This window comes from Flavobacterium sp. FlaQc-49 (assembly GCF_044005985.1).
Lineage (GTDB): Bacteria > Bacteroidota > Bacteroidia > Flavobacteriales > Flavobacteriaceae > Flavobacterium > Flavobacterium cupriresistens.
The window spans coordinates 219,397-237,309 of record NZ_JBIPCS010000003.1; the positions used below are offsets into that span (position 1 = coordinate 219,397).

The window sequence follows — 17,913 nt, forward strand, 5'->3', positions numbered from 1 at the left end:
TGGTCTATGGTGTAATGGTAACACAACTGTTTTTGGTGCAGTCTTTCAAGGTTCGAGTCCTTGTAGACCAACATAAAAGCCTCTCAATCGAGAGGCTTTTTTTATAGAATAAATTTTTTCAAAAAAAGTTTGTGTAAACTAAAAAAAGTTTTAAATTTGCACTCGCTTAACAGCACTGCTGGTCTATGGTGTAATGGTAACACAACTGTTTTTGGTGCAGTCTTTCAAGGTTCGAGTCCTTGTAGACCAACATAAGAAGCCTCTCAATTTGAGAGGCTTTTTTTATGCAACAAAATTTCTCAAAATTCCAAGTCTCAAAATTCCAAATTCCAAATCTTTCTCAAATTCCAATTTTTGAAATTCCAAATTCCAAATTCCAAGTCTGGAATAGGAGGGGGGCTAGTCTGTTTAAAAAAAACGCACTGTTTGTGCTATACACGCCCGGTTTGTCCTTTCGGCGAAGGAGAAATCACACTAGGAATTCTGTGTAGAAAGGCACTAGTTTTTGTCGAGACGTCAGTGTGATTTCTCTTTCCGAAAATAATATTGTACGGCAAAATTGTTTACTATTATTTTTATACGTCAAAGCTGACAGGTTTTTAAAACCTGTCAGCTTTAGTTTTTGAGGTGTTTAGGTAGTTTTTATTCAAAAAAAAACGCTCAAGTGAGAAGTTTTTTAGTGTTGTGTTTAAATTTAGTGGAAATCTCGCAAAGTCGCAAAGCTGGAAAGTTTAAAAAAGATTAGATGCTTCGTTTGTTCTCTTGATGAAGGAGATTCGAGCGAAAGTGAATAGGCGAAATAAATCATAATAGAAATTATGGATCAAAGCTGACAGGTTTTTAAAACCTGTCAGCTTTAGTTTTTTTGAGCTGTTTAGATTTTGAAAGTTATAACAGGTCTGACAGCGTGATTGACTAGTCCTTCGCTGATGCTTCCGTTGAAAAAATGAGCAAATCCGGTTCTTCCGTGTGTGCACATTGCAATAACATCTGCGTTTTTGGTGTTCGAAAAGTTTAAAATTCCTTTTTCAATATTGGTATCGTTGTAGATATTTGTGGAGTAATTGGTCATATTAAATTCGGCGATAAACTCGTTCATCGCTTTTTGAATAACATGAGTTGGTCTGAAGCTGTTTGGAGTACAAATAGTGACTAAATGAATGGTTGAGTCAAAGAATTTGGTGAAATTTAAGAATTTTTCAAAAGGTTTTTTGGTCTCTTCAGAAAAATCAGAAGCAAAGACAATGTTTGCTGCATTAAAATTTGAAATGTCTTTTTTGATGACTAAAACAGGGATTTCGGAATTGCGTACTACTTTTTCGGTGTTGGATCCTATTAGTAATTCTTCGACACCTGAAGAGCCGTGTGATCCCATTATGATTAGGTCTATTTCGTGATCTTTGCTTACTTGTGTGATGCCGTGGATGGGTCTGTCCATTTTTACAATTTCGGTCACACTAACTCCGTCAAGGTAGGATCTGTTGGAGATTTCATCGAGCATTTGATTTGCTTTTTTCATGAAAAGCATGGTTTCGGGAATGCTTGCGCCCCCTGTAATTGCGTCATTCATTTGATGCGGCAGCTCGAGCATGTGTAATACAATGATTTCCGAATTGTTTTTTTTGGCAATTTGTGCAGCGACTTTTAAAGCGTCTTCTGCATGTTCTGAGAAGTCGGTAGGTACTAAAATTCGTTTCATAGTTTTTTGGGTTAGATAGTAGGAATAATCTCTTGTGTTTTATGCTACATAAAGATAAGAAATATTTTTAGAGCAATCTATTTATTTTGATTTATAAAAAAAACACTATATTTGCACCGTTATTTATTAAAATCTAAATAATGAGGGGACTAAGTGTCCCCTCTTTTTATAAAATTATGACATTTAAAGAAAAAGTAAACACATTAATTTCAGAAGCTCTTCAGGAAAAGCCATCAATCTTTTTGATTGATTTGTCTATTTCGGATTCTTTCAAGGTTAGTGTAGGTTTAGACGGGGATAATGGAGTAGCGTTGCAGGATTGTATTGATGTTAGTCGTGCAATCGAGAATAATCTGGATCGTGAAGAACAGGATTTTTCTCTTGAAGTAGCATCGGTTGGTGTTGGATCACCCTTGAAAATGACAAGACAATACAAGAAAAATATTGGTAGAACGTTGATTGTTACTACAAATAATGAAAAAATTGAGGCAGAATTAGTGGAAGCTAACGATGTTTTTATAATTTTGTCTTGGGAAGCAAGAGAACCGAAAAAAGTAGGAAAAGGAAAAGAAACAGTTCAAAAAGAGCAACAAATACCTTATACAGAAATTAAAGAGGCAATTGTTACAGTAACATTTTAATTAAAGAATTCGCATGGAAAATTTAGCATTAATCGATTCATTCTCAGAGTTTAAAGATAATAAACTTATTGATCGTGTAACGCTTATGGCAATTTTAGAGGACGTGTTTAGAAATGCATTAAAGAAAAAATACGGTTCTGATGATAACTTCGATATTATCATTAATCCTGACAAAGGAGATATGGAGATTTGGAGAAGAAGAGTAATCGTTGCTGATGAAGATCTGGACTTTGAGAACGAAGAAATTACCTTGACTGAAGCTAGAATGATCGAAGCGGATTTTGAAATTGGTGAAGAAGTTTCTGAAGAGGTTAAATTGATTGATTTAGGGAGAAGAGCTATTTTGGCTTTGCGTCAAAACTTGATCTCTAAAATTCACGAACACGATAATACGAATCTTTATAAGCAATTTAAAGATATTATTGGCGATATTTACACCGCAGAAGTACATCACGTACGTCCAAGAGTTGTAATCTTGGTGGATGATGAAGGAAATGAGATTGTACTTCCAAAGGAAAAACAAATTCCATCTGACTTTTTCCGTAAAGGAGATAATGTTCGTGGAATTATTGAAAGCGTTGAATTAAAAGGAAATAAACCTCAAATTATCATGTCAAGAACTTCTGAAAAGTTCTTAGAGAAATTATTTGAACAAGAAATTCCGGAAGTATTCGACGGTTTGATTACAGTTAAGAATGTAGTTCGTATTCCTGGTGAAAAAGCAAAAGTAGCGGTAGATTCTTATGATGACAGAATCGATCCTGTTGGAGCTTGTGTTGGTATGAAAGGATCTCGTATTCACGGAATTGTTCGTGAATTAGGAAACGAAAATATTGACGTAATCAACTATACAAACAATATTCAATTGTTTATTACAAGAGCATTAAGCCCTGCAAAAGTTTCTTCTATCAAAATTGATGAAGAAAACAAAAGAGCTGAAGTTTTCTTGAAATTAGAAGAAGTTTCTAAAGCTATCGGTAGAGGTGGTCATAATATAAAATTAGCGGGTCAGTTGACAGGTTACGAATTGGATGTTATTCGTGAAGGAGACGTTGCAGGTGCAACAGCAGATGAAGATGATGTTGAATTAACAGAATTTTCAGATGAAATCGAAGGCTGGGTAATTGAAGAATTTGCTAAAATAGGTTTAGATACTGCAAAAAGTATTTTGAAACAAGAAGTAGAAGATTTAGTAAGAAGAACAGATCTTGAAGAGGAAACTATTCTTGATGTTATGAAAATACTAAAAGAAGAGTTTGATAGCTAGTTATCTGCTCTAACAACACAACGAAAAAGGTAATAATAAAAAGGTTATATGTCTGAAGAGAGAGTAATAAGAATAAACAAGGTTTTAAGGGAATTAAATATTTCGTTAGAAAGAGCTGTTGATTATCTAAAAGATAAGGGAATTGCTATTGACGCAAATCCGAATGCAAAAATTTCTGATAGCGAATTTAATATCCTACAAAGCCAATTTGCGGGCGATAAGGGGAATAAGGAAGCTTCTAAAGAGGTAGGAGAAGAGAAGAGAAAAGAGAAAGAAGCATTACGTGTAGAGCGTGAGAAAGAAATTGAAGACAAACGCAGACAAGACGAAGAGCGTCAAAAACAACAAGAGATCATTAAAGCGAGAGCTGTTGTGACAGGACCTGTTCAAGTGGGTAAAATTGATTTGAATCCAAAAAAACCTGAGAAACCTGCAATTGTTTCTGCTCCTTCAGAGGAACCAGTGAAAGTTGAAGAACCTAAAGTTGTTGTTGCTACTCCATCTCAAGAGGAAAAACCTGTTCAGAAAGAAAAAGAAATAGTACAGCCTGAGCCGGTAGTAGTGGCTCCTCCTGTAGTTTCTGAGAACAAAGTTGAAAAACCTATTATTACAGAGAAAAAAGAAGTGAAAGAAGTGAAAGTGGAAGCTCCGAAAGTAGCTCAGGAGCCGATTATATCAACGGATCCTTCTACTGCAGAAGAGACAATCACTACTCAATATCAAAAGTTATCAGGAACGACACTTACAGGTCAGACAATTGATTTATCTCAATTTAACAAACCTAAGAAGAAGAAAGAAGACCCGAAAATAACACCTAATAAACCGGGAGCTCCGGGTGCAGGAAATAACGCTAACAAAAATAAGCGTAAAAGAATTGCACCTAAGCCAGGTACACCGGGAGCACCAAAACCTGCAACAGGTAATGCACCGGGAACACCAAATCCTAATAAAATTACACCAAATACCGGTGGAGGAGGTTTTAATGCTAACAGAAGTGCAAGACCTGGTTTCGTAAAAGGAAACCGTCCTGCAATTGTAGCTAAAGTAGAGCCTACTGAAGAGGAAGTAAAAAACCAAATTAGAGAGACTCTTGAAAAACTTCAAGGGAAAGGTGGGAAATCGAAAGCTGCTAAATACAGAAGAGATAAAAGAGAAACGCACCGTCAGAAATCTGATGATGAGCAAAGAGCTATCGACGAAGGAAGTAAAACAATTAAGGTTACAGAATTCGTTACAGTAGGTGAAATTGCAATCATGATGGATGTGCCGATTACCAAAGTAATTGGAACTTGTATGTCACTTGGAATCATGGTTACCATGAACCAACGTTTGGATGCTGAAACATTAACTATTGTGGCTGATGAATTCGGTTACGAAGTTGAGTTTATCACAGTTGATATCGAAGAGGCTATAGAAGTTGTTGAAGATAAAGAAGAAGATTTAGTTACAAGAGCGCCGATTGTTACAGTAATGGGTCACGTCGATCACGGTAAAACCTCTTTACTGGATTATATCCGTAAAGAAAATGTTATCGCTGGTGAGTCGGGAGGTATTACACAGCACATTGGAGCTTATGGAGTAACTCTTGATAATGGTCAGAAAATCGCATTCTTAGATACACCGGGTCACGAGGCGTTTACCGCGATGCGTGCACGTGGAGCTCAAGTTACCGATATCGCGATTATCGTAGTGGCGGCAGATGATGATATCATGCCACAAACAAAAGAAGCAATTTCTCACGCACAAGCTGCGGGAGTACCAATTATATTTGCAATCAATAAAATTGATAAACCAAATGCGAACGTTGAGAAGATCAAGGAACGTTTGGCTAGTATGAATTTACTTGTTGAAGACTGGGGTGGAAAAATTCAATCACATGATATTTCTGCAAAAGTAGGAACAGGAGTAAAAGAACTATTAGAAAAAGTTTTATTAGAAGCAGAAATTTTAGATTTAAAATCTAATCCTAACAAAGCAGCGCAGGGAACTGTAGTAGAAGCTTTCTTAGATAAAGGAAAAGGATATGTTTCTACCATTTTAGTTCAACACGGAACTTTAAAAGTAGGAGATTATATGTTGGCTGGTAAACACCACGGTAAGATTAAAGCAATGCATGATGAAAGAGGACATATTGTTTTACAAGCAGGTCCTTCAACTCCGGTTTCTGTTTTAGGTTTAGATGGTGCAGCTACGGCCGGTGATAAATTCAACGTTTTTGAAGACGAAAAAGAAGCAAAACAAATTGCCTCTAAACGTTCTCAATTAATGCGTGAACAATCGGTACGTACACAACGTCATATTACTCTTGATGAGATTGGTCGTCGTATTGCTCTTGGTCAGTTTAAAGAATTAAACGTAATCCTTAAAGGAGATGTTGATGGATCTGTTGAAGCATTATCAGATTCGTTCTCTAAACTTTCTACAGAAGAAATTCAAATTAACATTATCCATAAAGGTGTTGGAGCCATTACAGAGACTGACGTTATGTTGGCTTCTGCTTCTGATGCGATCATTATTGGATTTAACGTTCGTCCTGCTGGAAATGCGAGACAACTTGCAGATAAAGAAGAAATCGATATCCGTTACTACTCTATTATCTACGCTGCTATCGATGACTTGAAAGATGCGATGGAAGGAATGTTAGCTCCTGAGATGAAAGAAGAGATTTTAGGAACTGCAGAAATCCGTGAGATTTTCAAAATTTCTAAAGTTGGTTCTATTGCAGGATGTATGGTGATGGATGGTAAGATCATGAGAACTTCTAAAATTAGAGTTATCAGAGAAGGTGTAGTAGTGCATACAGGTGAACTTGTAGCATTGAAACGTTTCAAAGATGATGTAAGAGAAGTTTCTAAAGGTTACGATTGTGGTATCCAGATTAAAGGATACAATGATATCGAAGAAAGAGATGTTATTGAAGCTTACCATGAGGTAGCAATCAAAAAGAAATTGAAATAAAATTCAATACTTATAGTTTAAAGTCCCAACTTTTGTTGGGACTTTTTTTTTGGCGTTTACCGAAGAGAAATCCGGTTTTTGAAGTTGGTTTTTAGTTAAAATAATACTTGCCTTATGTCAGATTTTAGTGTTATTTTTAACTAAAATTATTTAACTATGAAACCATTACTATATTCAGTACTACTTTCTTTGTGTCTTTCCAGTTTGTGCTTTTCGCAGGAAGCTGTAGAAAAAAAAGCTCCACCGGCAGGAAATGCTTTAGTTGGGGATTATTATGGAGCTAATGTTTCTAAAGTGTCTGAGGGCAAAGCTATCTCGGTTGAGAAACTCGAAAGCGGATTAAAGAATATGAAAAAGGTTGAGAATATTGCTGTGAAAGGGTTGGTGACTGATGTCTGCGAAAAAAGAGGATGTTGGTTGACCATTAAAACAGAAGACGGCTCTCCCTTTTTTGTAAAAATGAAAGAGTATGCTTTTTTTGTGCCAACCAGTCTGAAAGGTAAAAATGTTGTTTTAGAAGGTGTTGCTGAGAAGAAAATAACCTCGGTGGAAGAACTGAAACATTATGCAAAAGATGCTAAAAAAGCACAATCGGAAATAGATGCTATTACGGCTCCAAAAGAGGAAATTCGTTTTTTGGCTGATGGAATTAGGGTAGTCAACTAATTTCGTTTTTTGGTTTAAAAGCATCTTTTATATTTTAAAGTCTCAATGAAAATTGAGACTTTTTTTTGCTTAATGTTGTATGATGATTGTGTTGATTTTGCCGATTTTGTGATACATATAATGTTTTGTCCCTCGTTTATATATTGATTATCAGAAAATACTTATTGTGTAGTAATTTGAAAATTGATCTGATATTATTAGATCAAATTGATTTAACGAATACAACTACCAAATTAAACATTGCCAATGCCACTACGAATCTGGAAGGTGAGATGCTGAGTGGTTTTAAAATTGATGAAGGGACTGTTTCCGGAGTCTATGATCTGGAGCAGGCTGGTGCAACAGATCCTATACTATTAAGAGAGGTTATCAAACCCGGTCGTAAGACCTGTTCAGTTTCTTGGAAATGATCTATACCAAAGGATGAATTATCAATATGTAAGATCGCAGAATAATAGTTCGACCATGGAGCAAGGATTGACAAGTCCTGATGTTCCCGGACATACATTAGCTGGTTTCTATAACGAAACGAGAGGTATTAGAGCAGTGTTTGGTGTTTCTTTATTTCTAATGCTACGGAGTTGTCTTGGGTAAAAAACAATGCAACAGGAGTCAATTCACACCCATTTGACAATAGTTTGTATACGAAATGTAACTTATCCAATAATGATAGAAATATGGGATAAATGTCATTCTTTGAACCAAGGAAACATGCTGAAACTACTAAAGCTGTAAGTCTAGTAGGTGCTGCTTTACAAACTTTATGGTCTTCGTAGGATATGAATTAGAGAATCAGTTTTGCCAAGGTATGGCTTGGGATGGTCTTGAAGAAACGGCAGTCTTTTTTGGCATTGCCTGAAGTAGAAAGAAAAAGAATTTTCGATGCCGTTAACATCGGGTTATAGGGTACAGATATGAAAGGAAAGTCAAAAGCTCAAAAGGGTAAAAAGGCAGGTTGTTGATTATTTTTATTATGAAGCAATGTAAAACTATTTTAAGGTTGCTTATTTTGGTTCTGGTTGGATTTTCTTCTTCAAAAAACAAACTATGTCGACCAATAACAAAGATGCTTATACGGTGACTAAAGGTCTATTGGAAAGTAAAGGAGAAACCGTTGATACTTTGCTGAAAGAAGCAAAGAGTGTTGCAATCCGTGGGCATATTTTTGATGTAAGAACAGGTAAGTCATTAAGTAATGCGCAGACGACAGATGGTTGTTTTAAATTTCATACAACAAATGTAAGGGGAATACTCTTACAGGACCCGAAATCTGCCAAAGAATTCTTTTAATATGGAAGCAGTTGTTTTTCCTTATTTACCAGTACAAACAGATTACATTGATATATATAATAAAAAGGAAGCTATCAAAGATTTTTATTTAATTATGGATTTAAGGCCTCTATTTGATTGTGTGCGGAAAGAAGTGATGTATGATCGAATGCAAGACGAACTTAATAATTTGAAATAAAAGAGACTATTCTATAGCCTATAAGATCCGTTTTTTGATTATAAAGAAAAAACCACTTAAAAAGTGGTTTTTGTTTTTTCTGTTTAGCTGTTACTATCTTCCCGGTTTGATTAAAAAGACACTTTTGTATCGTTTTTTGATCTCTGCCAAATTGCGTTCGGCTTCAATTTTTGTTTTGAAGTTCCCAACGATTACCTTGTAGTTTGGCGTGTTGAAAATTATCGTTCCGTCAATAGTGTTGTATTCCTTCTTGAAATCTGTAAGTGTTTTTTTAGCCTCATCACTTTTGCCACTAAAAATTTGAATTCTATAGGTGTCGTTTGTACTTATTGATGTGTTAATTTTGCGTTTGTCATTCAGTAATTGCTCAAATTTCGGGTCCTGATTTAAGGTTAAATTTTGGTCTTGAGCATTAATGTTATAAGCTAAAGTGATCATTGTTAGTGTTAGGTAGACTCTTTTGGAGGGAGTTAAAATTCTCATAATGTGATAGTTTTTATGCAAAAATAGTATTTAATGTTTGTGTGGAAAATTTTAATTTTATTTAGAATTGATATAAATTGGTATTTAAGGGTATTTTAAGGTTTTGAGAATAGTTCATAAGTCGTATTTTTGTGCAAGTTTTAAAAGAAGGTGTTCGGTTTTTGCTGTTTTTGTTACAGAAAAAATCATACCAAAAAATTAGTAGATAATTTTATACTATATGAAAAAGGTGGGTAACCATAATTCGATCTCAAGAAAATTAATGCTTAGCTTATCGCTAACGCTGATTTTCTCCCTAACTTCATTTGCTCAAGATGCTGCTGCTCCTGCAGCGCCTGAAGCTGCTGCTCCGGCTGCAACTGCAGGTGGTGATCCAGTAAAAGGGAAAGAACTTTTTAATGCAAATTGCGCTGCATGTCACAAATTAGATGCCAAATCAACAGGTCCCGCTTTGAGGGGAGTTGCCGATAAGCATGATAAAGCTTGGATTTACAAGTGGGTGCACAACAGTTCTGACATGATTAAGTCAGGTGATGCTGTAGCAGTAAAACTTTTTGAAGAAAACAACAAGTCTGTAATGACTTCTTTTCCTCAATTATCAGAAGGTGATATTGATAATATTTTAGCGTATACTTCTGAAGTAAAACCAGAGCCGGTTAAGGTTACTGGTGCATTGCCATCAGGTCCTCAAGATGGTGGAAGCGGAATTTCAAATAATATTATTTTAGGTGCTCTTGCTCTTGTAATGGCTATCTTGGTTGTGATGTTGTTCATGGTGAATAAAGTCTTAACTAAAGTAGCAAGTAATAATGGTATTGTAGTAGCTCCAAAAGAAGCAAGAACTCCAATCTGGAAAGCATTTGCCAGAAACCAATTTTTGGTTTTAGTAACTTCTATATTTTTGCTATTGGCAAGTGGTTATTTTGTATACGGTTACCTGATGCAGGTGGGTGTTGATCAGAATTATGAGCCAATTCAACCAATACATTATTCTCATAAAATTCACGCAGGTGATAATGAGATCAATTGTAAATATTGTCACTCTGCTGCTCGTGTGAGTAAAACGGCTGGTATTCCTTCTTTGAATGTTTGTATGAACTGTCATAAAAACATTTCTGAAGTTGCTGAAACTACTGCTACTCCTGAGTACAGCAAGGCTTTCTACGATGCTCAAATTCAAAAATTATATGATGCAGTTGGATGGGATAAAGCAAAACAAGCTTATACCGGAAAAACACAACCAGTAAAATGGGTTCGTATTCATAATTTACCTGATTTTGTGTATTTCAATCACTCACAGCACGTTTCTGTTGCAGGTGTTGAGTGTCAAACTTGTCATGGACCAGTACAAGAATTTGAAATCATGAAGCAATACTCTAAATTAACAATGGGATGGTGCGTTGATTGCCATAGAAAAACTGATGTTAAGATGGAAGGAAATGCTTACTATGATAAAATTCATGCTGAACTTTCTAAAAAATACGGTGTAGAGAAATTGACTGCAGCGCAAATGGGAGGTTTAGAATGCGGTAAATGCCACTATTAATCGAATTATTAAGATTTTAATATTTATATACAATGTCATCAAACAAAAAATACTGGAAAAGTGTTGAGGAACTAGAAAATAGTTCTATTGTTGAGGCGCTTAGAAATAACGAATTTGTTGAAGAAATTCCAACAGATGAATTCTTAGGTAATGCTGATGCATTAGCTTCATCTGGAACTTCACGTCGTGACTTTTTAAAGTACGTAGGGTTTAGTACTGCAGCCGTAACGCTAGCAGCTTGCGAAGGCCCTGTTCACAAGTCTATACCTTATGTGTTACAACCAGAACAAATCATTCCTGGTGTTGCAGATTATTATGCAACTACTGTTTTTGATGGTTTTGATTTTGCTAACCTTTTAGTGAAAACTCGTGAAGGTCGTCCAATTAAAATTGAAAACAATACTATTTCCGGAGCTAAGTTTTCAGCCAATGCAAGAATTCACGCGTCTATCTTGTCATTATATGACAGTATGCGTTTGAAAGAACCTAAATTGGATGGAAAAAATAGTAGCTGGTCTGCTGTTGATTTAAGAATCAAATCAGGGATTGCTGCTGCGAAAGCTAAAGGAGGTCAAGTGGTATTGTTGACAAATACTTTGGCGAGTCCGTCTACTGAAAAATTAATTGCTGATTTTATTGCTAAAAATCCAAATGCTAAGCATGTGGTTTATGATGCAGTTTCTTCATCAGATGCTTTAGATGCATTCGAAACAGTTTACGGTGAAAGAGCTTTAGTTGATTATGATTTTTCAAAAGCTTCTTTAATTGTTGCTGTTGGAGCTGATTTCTTAGGAGATTGGCAAGGTGGTGGATACGATTCAGGATATGCAAAAGGACGTATTCCTCAAAACGGAAAAATGTCTCGTCACTTCCAGTTCGAATCTAATATGACATTGTCCGGAGCTGCTGCTGATAAGCGTATTTCGATGACTGTTGAAAATCAGAAACAAGCTTTAGTTCAAATATATAATGTTATTGCAGGTACTTCTATTGGAGTTACTTTAGATCCTACAGTGAAAGCTGAAGTAGTGAAAGCTGCTCAGCAATTAAAAGCTGCCGGATCAAAAGGAGTCTTAGTATCTGGAATTGAAGATAAAAATGCTCAGTTATTAGTTTTAGCTATCAACCAAGTGTTGGCTAGTGAAGCTTTTAGTACTGCTGGAACAAGACAAATTAGAAAAGGTTCTAATGCAGTTGTTGCTCAGTTGATCAAAGATATGAATGCAGGTAGTGTTCATACTTTAATTATGAGTGGTGTTAACCCGGTTTACACATTAGCTGATTCTGCTGCTTTTGTTTCGGGATTGAAAAAAGTAGATACGTCTGTTGCTTTTTCTTTAAAAGAAGACGAAACAGCTTCTATTGTTAAGATTGCTGCTCCTGTTGCTCACTACTTAGAAGCATGGGGTGATGTTATGATAACAAAAGGAACGTATAGTTTGACTCAGCCAACTATCCGTCCTATATTTAATACAAAACAATTTCAAGACGTTTTATTATCGTTAAACGGAATTTCTGGAACTTTCTATGATTATATCAAAGCTAATTCAGCTGGTGTTGTTGTAGGTTCTTCTTGGAACAAAGTTTTACATGATGGTGTTTTTGTAATGGGATCATCTGCTTTAGCTGCTGGTTCATTTGATTATAATGCAGCTGCAACCGCAGTTTCTAAATCAAAAGCAGCCGGTGACTTCGAATTAGTATTGTACACTAAAACGGGTATGGGTGACGGACAACAAGCAAACAATCCTTGGTTGCAAGAGTTTCCGGATCCAATCACAAGAGTTTCTTGGGATAACTATGTTACCGTTTCGAACGCAGATGCTAAGAAATTAGGTTTAACAAATGAAATCGTTGCCAATGGTGGTTTGAATGGTAGTTATGCTACAATTACAACAGCTGATGGTGTTAAGTTGGAAAATGTTCCTGTAATTGTTCAACCAGGACAAGCTGTTGGTACAGTTGGTATGGCTGTAGGTTACGGACGTAAAGCAGCTTTAAAAGAAGAAATGCAAGTAGGTTTAAACGCTTACGCTTTATATAAAAACTTTAATAGTGTTCAGACTATCTCTATTGCTAAGGCAAATGGAGAGCATGAGTTTGCTTGTGTTCAAGGTCAGAAAACATTAATGGGTAGAGGAGATATTATTAAGGAAACTACTCTTGAAGTATTTAATTCTAAAGATGCAGAACATTGGAATCCACAACCAATGGTATCTTTAGATCACGAAGAAGTTGAAGCTACAACAGTTGATTTATGGGAGTCATTTGATCGTTCTACAGGACATCACTTTAATCTTTCTATCGACTTAAATGCTTGTACAGGATGTGGAGCATGTGTTATTGCTTGTCATGCTGAAAACAATGTACCGGTTGTAGGTAAAGCAGAGGTAAGAAGAAGTCGTGATATGCACTGGTTGCGTATTGACAGATACTATTCTTCTGAAAGTACTTTTGAAGGTGATAACGAAAGAAAAGAAAATATAGCTGGTTTATCTAGTTCATTGTCTACATTTAACGAAATGGAAAAACCAGGGGATAACCCGCAAGTGGCTTTCCAACCTGTAATGTGTCAACACTGTAACCACGCACCATGTGAAACGGTTTGTCCTGTTGCTGCGACTTCTCACGGTCGTCAAGGTCAAAACCATATGGCTTACAACAGATGTGTTGGTACTCGTTACTGTGCAAACAACTGTCCTTATAAAGTACGTCGTTTCAACTGGTTCTTGTACAACAAAAACAGTGAATTCGATTACCACATGAATGATGACTTAGGTCGTATGGTATTAAACCCAGACGTAAACGTTCGTTCTCGTGGAGTAATGGAAAAATGTTCTTTCTGTATTCAAAGTACACAAGCGGTTATTCTTCAAGCTAAACGTGAAGGAAGAGTAGTAGCGAAAGATGAATTTAATAATACTTGTGCATGTTCAGCTGCTTGTTCTTCTGGAGCAATGGTTTTTGGAGATGTTAATGATAAAGAAAGTGAAGTTGCTAAACTTGCTGAAAGTGAAAGAATGTATCACTTATTAGAGCATGTTGGTACAAAACCAAACGTTTTCTATCATGTTAAAGTTAGAAACGTTTAGTAAAAAATAATTATTAATTAGAAACAATATAAAGGATTATGTCGTCTCATTACGAAGCACCCATTAGAAAACCTTTAGTTATAGGTGATAAATCTTATCACGATGTAACAGTAGATGTAGCTGCACCTGTTGAAGGTAAAGCAAATAAACATTGGTGGATTGTATTTACAATCGCATTAACGGCCTTCCTTTGGGGATTAGGTTGTATTATTTACACTGTATCTACCGGTATCGGAACATGGGGATTAAATAAAACAGTTGGTTGGGCCTGGGATATCACTAACTTCGTTTGGTGGGTTGGTATTGGTCACGCAGGAACATTGATTTCTGCCGTATTATTACTTTTCCGTCAGCGTTGGAGAATGGCGATTAACCGTTCTGCAGAAGCTATGACTATCTTCTCAGTAGTTCAGGCAGGTTTATTTCCAATTATTCACATGGGTCGTCCATGGTTAGCATACTGGGTTTTACCTATTCCAAATCAATTTGGATCATTATGGGTAAACTTTAACTCACCGCTACTTTGGGACGTATTTGCAATCTCAACGTACCTTTCGGTATCATTAGTATTCTGGTGGACTGGATTGTTACCTGACTTTGCAATGCTACGTGATAGAGCAATAACACCTTTCCATAAAAGAGTATATTCTATCCTAAGTTTTGGATGGAGTGGTAGAGCAAAAGACTGGCAACGTTTTGAAGAAGTATCTTTGGTACTTGCAGGATTAGCTACGCCACTTGTACTTTCTGTACACACTATTGTATCTATGGACTTTGCTACTTCTGTAATTCCAGGATGGCATACTACAATTTTCCCTCCATACTTCGTTGCTGGAGCGGTATTCTCAGGATTTGCAATGGTAAACACCTTGTTGATCATTATGAGAAAAGTTTCAAACTTGGAAGCTTATATTACACTTCAACATATCGAATTAATGAATATTGTAATCATGATTACAGGTTCTATCGTTGGGGTTGCTTACATCACTGAGTTATTTGTAGCTTGGTATTCAGGTGTAGAATATGAGCAATATGCGTTCTTAAACAGAGCTACCGGACCTTACTGGTGGGCATATTGGTCAATGATGACTTGTAACGTTTTCTCTCCGCAATTTATGTGGTTCAAAAAACTAAGAACAAGTATCATGTTTTCATTTATTATTTCGATTGTGGTAAACATCGGAATGTGGTTTGAAAGATTCGTAATTATTGTTACTTCTTTACATAGAGATTACCTTCCATCTTCTTGGACAATGTTCTCACCAACATTTGTTGATATTGGAATTTTCATCGGAACAATTGGTTTCTTCTTCGTATTGTTTTTATTATACTCTAGAACATTCCCTGTAATTGCTCAGGCAGAGGTGAAAACAATTTTGAAAGGAACAGGAGATAATTATATTAGAGAAAGAGCAGCAAATAAAGATTCACATCATGAGTAATAAAGTAATATACGCCATTTATAATGACGATGATATTTTGATGGATGCAGTAAAGAAAACCAGAGCTGCACATCATCATATTGAAGAAGTTTTTACTCCATTCCCAGTTCACGGATTGGATAAAGCTATGGGATTAGCACCAACTAGATTAGCAATTTGTGCTTTCTTATACGGTTGTGTTGGTATCTCTGTTGCAACAACAATGATGAGTTATATTATGATTCATGACTGGCCACAAGATATTGGTGGAAAACCAAGTTTCAGTTTCATTCAAAATATGCCGGCATTTGTGCCTATTATGTTTGAGATGACTGTATTTTTTGCTGCCCACTTAATGGTTATTACTTTTTATATGAGAAGTAGATTATGGCCATTTAAAGAAGCTGAAAATCCTGATGTAAGAACAACAGATGACCATTTTTTAATGGAAGTTGCTGTAAACGATAACGAAGCAGAACTAGTTTCTTTTTTCGAAGGTACAGGAGCAGTTGAAGTTAAAGTAATTGAAAAGAATTAATTGTAGCTATGAAAAGGATATATAAAATAACACTTTTAGTTGGTATAACTATTTTAGTTTCATCATGCCACAATAATTCGGCACCAAACTATCAGTATTTCCCTAATATGTATGAGTCTGTGGCTTACGAGCCATATACAGAGGCAAAAATATTTAAAGGTGGAAAAGAAGGACAGCTTCCTGTAGAAGGAACTATCAATAGAGGTTTTGAACCTTACGAGTATGAGAATTCAACGGCTGGTTATGAATTGGCGAAAGCAAATTTAAAATCACCTTTGACTGAAGCAGAAAAAAGTTCTGAAAAAGGAAAAGAGCTTTTCGAAATTTACTGTATCAGTTGTCACGGTGCAACTGGAAACGGTAAAGGTAAATTGGTTGAAAGAGAAAAATTTCTTGGAGTACCTAGCTATAAAGACAGAGTTATCACAGAAGGAAGTATCTTTCACGTTGAAACTTATGGTTTAAATGCAATGGGTTCACATGCAAATCAATTAAGTGCCCACGAACGTTGGTTAGTTGCTGACTATGTTCTGAAACTAAAAAGCCAATTATAATTGTTGAACAAACTGATCGTAATAGATATGTATACATTTTCAAGTAAATTAAAAACTTTTTCTATCATCCTAATGGCCGTTGGTTTATTAGGGATTGGGTATGGTTTTTTAAGTGCGCCTAAAGATATTCAAGAAGTTGAAAAAATACTAGCTGCAGATGCACATGGTTCTCATGGTGCTGCACATGCAGAAGCTCCGGCAGCTTCTCATGAGGCTGCAGGTCACGAAGCTACAGCAGCTTCACATGATTCACACGAAGGTGCAGCACACGCAGAAACTCCGGCAGCTTCTCCTGAAGTTGCAGGTCATGAAGCTACAGAAGCAGCACATGATGCTCACGCAGATACTGCACACGCAGAAGCTCCAGTAGCTTCTCCTGAAGTTGCAAAAGCTTCACATGATTCACACGAAGGTGGGGAGCATGCTAAAGTTGATGGTGCTGGTGAGCATGAAAAACATTTAAAACACGTATTGCACCAATTGCAAAACAAACCTTGGTCAGCATTATATGTTGCGGCTATTTTCTTCTTGCTGCTTTCTATGGGAGTTTTAGCATTTTATGCTATCCAACAAGTGGCACAAGCAGGATGGTCTCCGGTTTTGTTCAGAGTTATGCAAGGAATAACAGCTTACTTACCTGTAGGTTCTGTAGTTTTCTTTATAATTTTAGTTTTATGCGGACTTCACTTTAATCATATTTTCGTATGGTTAGGAGAAGGAGTAACAGATCCTAAGAGCGAGAATTACGATGCTATTATAGCAGGTAAAGCAGGTTACTTAAACTTTCCTTTCTGGATTATTAGAGCAGCTATCTTTTTATTAGGATGGAACTTATACCGTTACTATTCTAGAAAAAACTGTTTAGCTCAGGACGAAGCTAATGATGATTTGTACTACAAAAAGAATTTCAACTATTCTGCGGGATTTTTAGTTTTCTTTATCGTATCTGAGTCTATCATGTCTTGGGATTGGATTATGTCATTTGACCCACACTGGTTCAGTACTTTGTTTGGTTGGTATGTATTCGCTTCTTTCTTTGTAAGTGGTATTACTACAATCGCTTTAGTTACTATATACTTAAAATCTAAAGGATACTTAGAATTCGTAAATACAAGTCACATTCACGATTTAGCTAAATTTATGTTTGGTATCAGTGTATTCTGGACCTACTTATGGTTCTCTCAATTCATGTTGATCTGGTACGCTAATATTCCTGAAGAGGTAACGTATTTCGTAACAAGAATCCAATTATACAACCTTCCTTTCTTTGGAGCTGTTGTTATGAACTTTGTTTTCCCATTGTTAATATTAATTAATACTGATTTCAAACGTCTAAGCTGGGTTATCGTAATGGCTGGTGTTGTAATCTTATTAGGTCACTACCTTGATTTCTTTAATATGATTATGCCTGGTACTGTTGGAGATAAATGGTTTATTGGAGTTTCTGAAATTGCATCTATTCTTTTCTTCTTAGGTTTGTTTATTTTTGCTGTATTTACTGCATTAACTAAATCTCCTTTGTTAGCAAAAAGAAATCCTTTCATAGAAGAAAGTAAACATTTTCATTATTAATATTTAAA

The 17,913-nt window shown here is 35.9% G+C and carries 15 protein-coding genes and 2 tRNA genes; 15 read left to right on the top strand and 2 right to left on the bottom strand.

Annotated features, from left to right (window positions below; translation table 11 throughout):
• Together ACHRV3_RS07325 and ACHRV3_RS07330 are read left to right on the top strand one after the other, a co-directional pair.
• Nucleotides 1-71 (top strand) — tRNA-Gln (locus tag ACHRV3_RS07325).
• Nucleotides 72-179: 108 nt separating this feature from the next.
• Nucleotides 180-250, top strand: a tRNA-Gln gene (locus ACHRV3_RS07330).
• A gap of 624 nt (nucleotides 251-874) precedes the next feature.
• On the opposite strand, the gene ACHRV3_RS07335 is transcribed toward ACHRV3_RS07330, so the two are convergent.
• A complete protein-coding gene (locus ACHRV3_RS07335; RefSeq protein WP_395433814.1) occupies nucleotides 875-1,699 on the bottom strand; it encodes a universal stress protein in 825 nt (274 codons plus the stop codon).
• Nucleotides 1,700-1,875: 176 nt separating this feature from the next.
• Here ACHRV3_RS07335 and rimP point away from each other — a divergent pair, with 176 nt between their 5' ends.
• The 7 genes from rimP (at nucleotide 1,876) to ACHRV3_RS07370 (ending at nucleotide 8,699) form a co-directional block, all read left to right on the top strand.
• Complete coding sequence (gene rimP, locus ACHRV3_RS07340) at nucleotides 1,876-2,340, top strand: ribosome assembly cofactor RimP (protein ID WP_230004514.1); 465 nt, start codon at nucleotides 1,876-1,878, stop codon at nucleotides 2,338-2,340.
• Nucleotides 2,341-2,353: 13 nt separating this feature from the next.
• Nucleotides 2,354-3,607, top strand: coding sequence for a transcription termination factor NusA (gene nusA, locus ACHRV3_RS07345; protein ID WP_017498147.1), 1,254 nt, complete (start codon nucleotides 2,354-2,356; stop codon nucleotides 3,605-3,607).
• A 48-nt stretch (nucleotides 3,608-3,655) separates the two neighbouring features.
• Complete coding sequence (infB, locus tag ACHRV3_RS07350; RefSeq protein WP_395433816.1) at nucleotides 3,656-6,565, top strand: translation initiation factor IF-2; 2,910 nt, start codon at nucleotides 3,656-3,658, stop codon at nucleotides 6,563-6,565.
• Nucleotides 6,566-6,721: 156 nt separating this feature from the next.
• Nucleotides 6,722-7,231, top strand: a complete 510-nt coding sequence (locus ACHRV3_RS07355) for a DUF4920 domain-containing protein (RefSeq protein WP_395433817.1) — start codon at nucleotides 6,722-6,724, stop codon at nucleotides 7,229-7,231.
• A 176-nt stretch (nucleotides 7,232-7,407) separates the two neighbouring features.
• Nucleotides 7,408-7,641 (top strand): hypothetical protein, encoded by a 234-nt coding sequence (locus ACHRV3_RS07360; protein WP_395433818.1) that lies wholly within the window; start codon nucleotides 7,408-7,410, stop codon nucleotides 7,639-7,641.
• Between the two features lie 637 nt (nucleotides 7,642-8,278).
• Complete coding sequence (locus ACHRV3_RS07365; protein ID WP_395433819.1) at nucleotides 8,279-8,521, top strand: hypothetical protein; 243 nt, start codon at nucleotides 8,279-8,281, stop codon at nucleotides 8,519-8,521.
• Between the two features lies 1 nt (nucleotide 8,522).
• The gene (locus ACHRV3_RS07370; protein ID WP_395433820.1) at nucleotides 8,523-8,699 is read left to right on the top strand and encodes a hypothetical protein; all 177 of its coding nucleotides are present in this window, start codon (nucleotides 8,523-8,525) and stop codon (nucleotides 8,697-8,699) included.
• A 93-nt stretch (nucleotides 8,700-8,792) separates the two neighbouring features.
• Here ACHRV3_RS07370 and ACHRV3_RS07375 read toward each other — a convergent pair whose 3' ends face one another.
• Complete coding sequence (locus ACHRV3_RS07375) at nucleotides 8,793-9,182, bottom strand: SPOR domain-containing protein (RefSeq protein WP_047773085.1); 390 nt, start codon at nucleotides 9,180-9,182, stop codon at nucleotides 8,793-8,795.
• Between the two features lie 220 nt (nucleotides 9,183-9,402).
• On the opposite strand from ACHRV3_RS07375, the gene ACHRV3_RS07380 reads away from it, so the two are divergent.
• The 6 genes from ACHRV3_RS07380 to ACHRV3_RS07405 are packed head-to-tail and all read left to right on the top strand — an operon-like array spanning nucleotide 9,403 to nucleotide 17,905.
• On the top strand, nucleotides 9,403-10,728 hold the full coding sequence (locus tag ACHRV3_RS07380; protein ID WP_395433821.1) for a cytochrome c3 family protein: 1,326 nt from the start codon (nucleotides 9,403-9,405) through the stop codon (nucleotides 10,726-10,728).
• 32 nt (nucleotides 10,729-10,760) lie between these two features.
• Nucleotides 10,761-13,820, top strand: coding sequence for a TAT-variant-translocated molybdopterin oxidoreductase (locus tag ACHRV3_RS07385; protein WP_395433822.1), 3,060 nt, complete (start codon nucleotides 10,761-10,763; stop codon nucleotides 13,818-13,820).
• Nucleotides 13,821-13,858: 38 nt separating this feature from the next.
• Nucleotides 13,859-15,262, top strand: coding sequence for an NrfD/PsrC family molybdoenzyme membrane anchor subunit (gene nrfD, locus ACHRV3_RS07390; protein ID WP_047773090.1), 1,404 nt, complete (start codon nucleotides 13,859-13,861; stop codon nucleotides 15,260-15,262).
• A complete protein-coding gene (locus tag ACHRV3_RS07395) occupies nucleotides 15,255-15,779 on the top strand; it encodes a DUF3341 domain-containing protein (protein ID WP_041516373.1) in 525 nt (174 codons plus the stop codon). The genes nrfD and ACHRV3_RS07395 overlap by 8 nt, the downstream gene beginning before the upstream one ends.
• A gap of 8 nt (nucleotides 15,780-15,787) precedes the next feature.
• The gene (locus tag ACHRV3_RS07400) at nucleotides 15,788-16,333 is read left to right on the top strand and encodes a cytochrome c (RefSeq protein ID WP_026110155.1); all 546 of its coding nucleotides are present in this window, start codon (nucleotides 15,788-15,790) and stop codon (nucleotides 16,331-16,333) included.
• Between the two features lie 27 nt (nucleotides 16,334-16,360).
• A complete protein-coding gene (locus tag ACHRV3_RS07405) occupies nucleotides 16,361-17,905 on the top strand; it encodes a quinol:cytochrome C oxidoreductase (RefSeq protein WP_395433824.1) in 1,545 nt (514 codons plus the stop codon).
• Nucleotides 17,906-17,913 lie beyond the last annotated feature (8 nt).